We start from the raw sequence: 6,907 nt of genomic DNA on the forward strand, positions 1-6,907 counted from the left end.
TCGGGTCGTCGGATCACTTGGCCAGGCCTACCTGTTCGACGATTTTGCCGAAGCGCTCGTCCTGTTCGGCCATGAGCTTGCCGAAATCGTCCGCGCCCCGCCATTCGGTGCCGAAGCCCTGCTTGGCCATGAAGTTCTGGTAGGTGTCGCTGTTGTAGGCGGCTTCGACCGCTTTCTCGAGGGTCTCGACGACGGCCGGATCCATCCCCTTGGGACCAGCGATACCGCGCCATTCACCGATGGCGTAGTCGCTGCCGATCGCTTCCTTCAGGGTCGGGACGTCGGGAAAGCTGTCGAGCCGTTCCGGCGCCATGATCGCCAGGCTTTTGGCCTTGCCGGCGTCGATCATCGAGCGCCCCTCGGGCACCGAACTCGGGACGATATCGATGCTGCCGGCCGCCATCTCGGTCATCGCCGGGGCCGAGCCCTGGCTGGGTATCCACGAGACGCGATCGGCCTCCATTCCCTGATCCAGCAGGAAGCCGGCGAAGGCCAGGTGCCAGACGCCACCCTGCCCGGTACCGGAAGCGGTATAGGTTCGAGCGGGCTCGCTCTTGACCTGCTCGACCAGCGATTCGACCGAGTCGAACGGGCCATCGGCGGCCACCTGGATGCCGGCGTAGTCGTAGTTGATCTGGGCGATCGGCGTGTAGTCCTGGTAGGTGAGCTGCGTCAGCCCCTGCCAGTGCATCATGTTGATCTCGCCGGTGATCAGGCCGAGCGTATAGCCATCCGGCTTGGCCATGGCCATGGCGGTGTGTCCGACCACGCCACTCCCGCCGGTCCGATTGACCACGTTGACTGTCTGGCCAAGCTCCTCTTCCAGCGCGGCGGCGATGGTTCGAGCGGTCGCGTCGGTGCCCCCGCCGGCCGCCCAGGGAACGATCAACGTAATCGGCTTCTCGGGATAGTCGGCCATTGCCGGCAGCGGCAGCAACAATGACAATCCCAGCAATCCTGCGAGATGACTTCTGGTTATTGACGTCTTCATGGCGTGTTCCTTGGCGGGGGATTTTTTGTGCGGTTATGAGCCTGCATTTCGCTCAATGAAGCTATGGTTTATGACCATTGAGTGCAATATGCGTATTGACTAGACATTGGTATAACGGCGAAACCCTGACCATGCCTTTCTGGTGATGCGACATGCTGAAAACGGATCGGATGAAGGCGGTTTTATTCTGGCCAATCAATGTTGTCAGGCCGATCGTTGAGAAAGCCTTCGTGTCGAACGATGACTCTCGCCGCCAGATTACGCCGGTTCGCTTCGGAGGTATTTGCTCCGAAAGTCTATGTTGTACTTATTTTTCATATGTTCAACATAGGCGTCAGGTGATAAACGGTGGTCGTTGTGTCGCGAGGCGTCGCGTCAGGTCGGGTGGCGGAATCCGTTTGCCCAGCGGAGGCACCCGGCACGCTTTGTCGCATTGCGCAAAGGTCGTGGACGTTTGTGATCGAGCCGGACAGGATGATGAACTCGAGACGTCCCGCCAGGGTGGTCGAGACGTCGTGGTGGCAATGACCGATTAGCGATGGAGAGGAGAGTACGATGCGCCTGATACAGTGCCTGAACGACGATCAACTGACCGTGGCGATGGTCGTCGATGAACGGGAGGTCCAGGTCGTCGACGCCGACGAGGGCGTCTATGGTCTGGCCAGACGCGCCATCGACGAGGGCAAGACGCTGACCTCGGTAGTCGAATCGGCGCTGATCGAGCAGCGTCTCGACTACGCGCAGATCGTTGCCGAGCGACGGCTGCTGCCGCCTTTGACGCATCCGGATCCGGCGCATTGCCTGGTCACGGGGACGGGGCTGACGCATCTCGGCAGCGCCGATACCCGTTCGGCGATGCACGCTGCCGCTATGTCCTCGTCTGAAGGCGGGGTCGACGAAAGTGAGCTCACCGACTCCATGCGCATGTTCCGCATGGGCATCGAGGCCGGCAAGCCGAAGGCGGGAGAAGTCGGGCCGCAGCCGGAATGGTTCTACAAGGGGGATGGCGACTGCGTGGTGGCGCCGGAAACCGACATTCCGTCCCCGGCGTTCGCCCAGGATGCCGGCGAGGAGCCGGAGCTGGCCGGGCTTTATGTCGTCGGCCAGGACGGCACGCCCTGGCGCGTCGGTTACGCCATCGGCAACGAATTCTCGGATCACGTCACCGAGCGCTTCAACTACCTGTGGCTGGCGCACTCCAAGCTGCGCGCCTGCAGCTTCGGCCCGGAGCTCTTCATCGGCGAACTGCCGGAAAACCTGGAAGGCACCAGCCGCATCGTGCGTGACGGTCGCACGCTATGGGAAAAGCCGTTTCTGACCGGCGAGGGCAACATGGCCCACAGTCTGGCGAACCTCGAGCACCATCACTTCAAGTATCGCAACTTCCGCCGTCCCGGCGACGTGCATGTCCATTTCTTCGGCACGGCGACGCTGAGCTTCGCCGACAAGATCGTGGTCGAACCTGGCGATCGCTACGAGATCGACCTGCCGGCCCTGGGGCGCCCGCTGCGCAACACGCTCGGGAGCGAGCAAGATTTCGGCTATGCAGCCGCGAAAGCGCTCTGAGCGTCCGCCAACCCAACGCACCGATGCTTCAGTACCGACCGGGCCAGCGATCGTTTACGCCGCTGGCCCGTCGGCCAAGTCAGTGACAAGTTTGTGAGAGCCTCGATCATGACCGAACGTCCCCGCCGTACCCCCGATCAACTCCGTTCGCGCTGGTGGTTCGATAACCCTGACCACGCCGGCACCACGGCGCTGTGTCTCGAGCGTTACATGAACTACGGCATCACCCTGGAAGAGCTCTCTTCCGGCAAGCCGATCATCGGTATCGCCCAGTCCGGCTCCGACCTCACGCCGTGCAACCGCCATCACATCCAGCTGGTGGAGCGGGTCAAGGCAGGCATCCGCGCGGCGGGCGGCGTCCCGTTCGAGTTTCCGCTGCATCCGATTCACGAGAACGTACGCCGGCCCACCGCCGCGCTGGATCGCAATCTCGCCTATCTCGGCCTGGTCGAGGTGCTTCACGGCTATCCGCTCGACGGCGTGCTGCTGACCACCGGCTGCGACAAGACCACGCCGGCCTGTCTGATGGCCGCCGCCACGGCGGATATCCCGGCGATCGTGCTCTCCGGCGGGCCGATGCTCAACGGCTGGCGCGGCAAGGATCGTGTCGGTTCCGGCACCATCGTGTGGGAGCTGCGCAAGCGTCTCGCCACTGGCGAGATCGACTACCCAGAATTTCTGGCCCGAATCGCCGATTCCGCACCCTCGGTGGGTCACTGCAACACCATGGGCACGGCATCGACCATGAATTCGATGGCCGAGGCGCTGGGCATGAGCCTGCCCGGCTCGGCGATGATCCCCGCCCCCTACAAGGAGCGGCCGATGGTGGCTTACGCTACCGGGTCGCGCATCGTCGAGATGGTGTGGGAAGATCTGCGCCCGAGCGACATCCTGACGCGTGAAGCGTTCGAGAACGCTATCGTCGTCTGTTCGGCGCTGGGCGGCTCGAGCAACGCGCCGGTCCATATCAACGCGATCGCCCGTCATGCGGGGATCGAGCTGACCAACGACGACTGGCAGCGGCTGGGCCACGACGTGCCACTGCTGGCCAACGTGATGCCGGCCGGCGCCTATCTCGGCGAGGAGTTCTATCGGGCGGGCGGTGTGCCGGCGGTGGTGCATGAACTGCTGGCGGCAGGACGGCTTCACGGCGACGCGCTGACCGTCAATGGCCAGACGCTGCATGCCAACTGCTTCGGCCAGGAAACGCAGGATGAAGACGTCATCCTGCGCTACGCCAAGCCGCTGGTCGAATCGGCAGGTTTCCTCAACCTCAAGGGCAATCTGTTCGATTCCGCACTGATGAAGACCAGCGTCATCTCGGAAGATTTCCGGCGCCGCTATCTCTCCAATCCGGAGGATCCGGAAGCGTTCGAAGGCAAGGTCGCGGTCTTCGACGGTTCGGAGGATTACCACGCGCGCATCGACGACCCGGCACTCGGGATCGACGAGAACACCATCCTGGTGATGCGCGGCGCCGGTCCGGTGGGGCATCCCGGTGGCGCCGAGGTCGTCAACATGCAGCCGCCGGAAGCGCTGATCAAGCAGGGCATCGAATCGCTCCCGTGCTTGGGCGACGGACGCCAGTCGGGAACCTCCGGCTCGCCCTCGATTCTCAACGCCTCGCCGGAAGCGGCGACGAACGGCGGCCTGGCGCTGCTGGAGACCGGCGACCGAATCCGCATCGATCTCAACCGCGGCGAAGCCAATCTGCTGATCGACGCCGAGGAGCTGGCAGCGCGACGCGCCAGGCTCGAAGCCAGCGGCGGCTATCCCTATCGCGACCACCAGACCCCATGGCAGGAGATTCAGCGCTCGATGGTCGAACAGCTCGACCGCGGCATGACGCTCGCGCCGGCGACCAAATATCGGGCGATTGCCTGGGATCTGCCGAGGGACAACCACTGACGAGCTACGAGCTACGAGCTACGAGCTACGAGCTACGAGCCACGAGCCACGAGCCACGAGCCACGAGCGAAGGTGAGCATCGGGCTCTCTAGAGAGCGGCGCTGACTTTGGAGCGCTAAAGACAGAGGCGCGGCTACGGGCGCCTAGACCAAGAGAGAGGCGCGTCTCGGAGCGCCTCGACCAAGATAAAGCCGCGGCTTCGGACGCCTTGGACGATGGCGCGTCTTGGGGCGTCTAGGAAGATGGCGCGGCTTCGGGCGCCTTGGAGGATGGCGCGTCTTGGGGCGCCTAGGAAGATGGCGCGGCTTCGGGCGCCTTAAAAAGTCCCCGGATAGGCGCCGCCGTCGAGCAGGATGTTCTGGCCGGTCATGTAGGCGGCCTGGCGGCTGCAGAGAAAGGCGCAGACTTCGCCGAACTCTTCGGGGTTGCCGAAGCGGCCGGCGGGTATGGCTTCCAGACGCGCCTGGGCGACCTCGTCATGCGTGCGGCCGCTCTTGCTGGCGGCCTTGTCGATGCCACCCCTCAGCCGCTGGGTGTCGAAGGCGCCCGGCAGCAGGTTGTTGATGGTGACGTTGCGACTGGCCAGGCTCGATTGGCGAGCGGTGCCTGCGACGAATCCGGTCAGGCCGCTGCGGGCGCCGTTGGAGAGTCCGAGCACGTCGATCGGGGCTTTCACCGCCGACGAGGTGATATTGACGATCCGGCCGAAGCCGCGCTCGGCCATGCCATCGACGCAGGCCTGAATCAACGCAATGGGCGCAAGCATGTTGGCGTCCAGCGCCGCGATCCAGTCGTCCCGCTCCCAGTCTCGGAAATCGCCGGGAGGCGGGCCACCGTTGTTGTTGACCAGGATATCGACCTGGGGCGGCGCGCTTAGCACCGCTTCTCGGATGGCCGGATCGCCGATGTCACCGGCAACTGTACGCACTTCGATCGCCGGATCGAGTGCGCGCAGCTCCTCGGCGACGGCGTCCAGCGTCTCCTGCCGGCGCGAGTTGATGACCAGATTGACCCCTTCCCTTGCCAGGGCAACGGCGCAACCCTTGCCCAGTCCCTGGCTGGCGGCGCAGACGATGGCCCAGCGGCCGTTGATACCGAAATCCATGTTGGTTCTCCTCTGACGAGATCGAGGCGGGCATCGCAGGCATGCGAGTTTCCGCGCTCCTTGGGTATCGCGCTGCCGGCACGCGCGGCGCGGCGCTCAGCGCTCGACGGCTGCCGGCACTTCGCCCAGCAAGGTCTCCGGCATCTCCATGCCCAACGCGTCGGCCGTTCCCTGCAAAACCGCCACCGAGGCGAAGAAGGCCTCGCGGGGCTGCCGGGTTCGAATGCACTCCATCAGGTGCCGATGGCGCTCCAGGCTCTGCTCGGGATCGCTGGCGCTGACGTTGGAGGTCTCCACCAGTAGATGAATCGAGGGCTTCAGGATGTGCGATAGCTGCTTCCAGACGATGTTGTGGGTCGCCTTGAAGATGGCTACGTGGAAGGCGACGTCGTGGTCGCTGTGAAGCCTCCCGCGGTTGGCCGATTCGGGGTTGTGGAAGTCACGGCCCATGCCTTCGAAGGCTTCTTCGATCGCCACGAGATCCCGCGCCGTGGCGCGCTTGGCCGCCGTCATCGCCACGTAGGGCTCGACGTCGAGCCGGAACGTCAGAATCTCGCGCTGGATACCCGGATTGGGCGTAGCGAAACGCACCATCCACTCGGTGACCTGCGGGTCGAGAATGTTCCACTCGGCATAATCCCGAACGCGGGAGCCGTAACCGGAGATACGCTCGATGATGCCGGCGTCGACCAGCTGGCGCAGATCGCTGCGCACCGCCGAGCGGTTGAGCGCGAACTGCTCGCAGAGGTCGATCTCCTTGGGCACGAATTCGCCGGGCTGGTAGTGCCCGGCGAATATCTCCCTGACCAGCGCTTCAGCGACGCTGGGCCGGCGTGGGGAACGCGTTGTCGAGGTGTCCTTCACGTCAGTCGAATCCCGGCCTTCGAAGTGGGTTGAGCCGTATGGTCAACATTGGCTGTTTCGACTTCATCTTACCTGTCCGGCCGCCGAACGCGCGACCGGGAAAGGCCGACATACGGCCATGGTCGTACTCGGCGGATTGCGTTCAGGGCACGCTCCCGGATCAGAACACCCAGTTGGGCAACGTCAGCGAGATCGCCGGCACGAAGGTCACCACCAGCAACAGGGCGACCAGCAATAGCCAGTAGGGCGTGATCGCGCGAATGAAGGCGCCGATCGAGACGCCGGTGATGCTGCAGGTCGTGAACATCACCGTGCCCAGGGGTGGCGTGATGGTGCCGATCGAGGCGTTGAGGATGAAGACGATACCGAAGTGCACCGGGTCGATGCCGAACTGGACCGCCACGGGAGCCAGCAATGGCGAAAGCACGATCAGAATCGCGTTGCCTTCCAGGAACATGCCGAGGATCAGCAGC

The 6,907-nt window shown here is 64.1% G+C and carries 6 protein-coding genes; 2 read left to right on the forward strand and 4 right to left on the reverse strand.

The genetic code is table 11. The annotated features are described in order from the left end of the window. Positions 1-13 precede the first annotated feature (13 nt). Positions 14-991: a tripartite tricarboxylate transporter substrate binding protein gene (locus BC443_RS02845; RefSeq protein ID WP_071230330.1), complete on the reverse strand. Its 978-nt coding sequence runs from the start codon at positions 989-991 to the stop codon at positions 14-16. Positions 992-1,546: 555 nt separating this feature from the next. On the opposite strand from BC443_RS02845, the gene araD1 reads away from it, so the two are divergent. Both araD1 and BC443_RS02855 read left to right on the forward strand, forming a co-directional pair. Further along, positions 1,547-2,557, forward strand: a complete 1,011-nt coding sequence (araD1, locus tag BC443_RS02850; protein ID WP_071230331.1) for an AraD1 family protein — start codon at positions 1,547-1,549, stop codon at positions 2,555-2,557. Positions 2,558-2,665: 108 nt separating this feature from the next. Continuing rightward, positions 2,666-4,465, forward strand: coding sequence for an IlvD/Edd family dehydratase (locus BC443_RS02855; protein WP_071230332.1), 1,800 nt, complete (start codon positions 2,666-2,668; stop codon positions 4,463-4,465). A 316-nt stretch (positions 4,466-4,781) separates the two neighbouring features. On the opposite strand, the gene BC443_RS02860 is transcribed toward BC443_RS02855, so the two are convergent. The 3 genes from BC443_RS02860 to BC443_RS02870 all read right to left on the reverse strand — a co-directional run. Continuing rightward, entirely contained in the window at positions 4,782-5,570 is a 789-nt protein-coding gene (locus BC443_RS02860) for an SDR family oxidoreductase (RefSeq protein ID WP_071230333.1), read from the reverse strand. A 96-nt stretch (positions 5,571-5,666) separates the two neighbouring features. Further along, positions 5,667-6,434 (reverse strand): FCD domain-containing protein, encoded by a 768-nt coding sequence (locus tag BC443_RS02865; protein ID WP_071230334.1) that lies wholly within the window; start codon positions 6,432-6,434, stop codon positions 5,667-5,669. A gap of 160 nt (positions 6,435-6,594) precedes the next feature. Beyond that, a partial coding sequence (locus tag BC443_RS02870; RefSeq protein ID WP_139284230.1) for a TRAP transporter large permease subunit occupies positions 6,595-6,907 on the reverse strand: 313 nt, incomplete at its 5' end.

The sequence above is a fragment of the Salinicola sp. MIT1003 genome, from assembly GCF_001858555.1.
Classification (GTDB): Bacteria; Pseudomonadota; Gammaproteobacteria; order Pseudomonadales; family Halomonadaceae; genus Salinicola; species Salinicola salarius.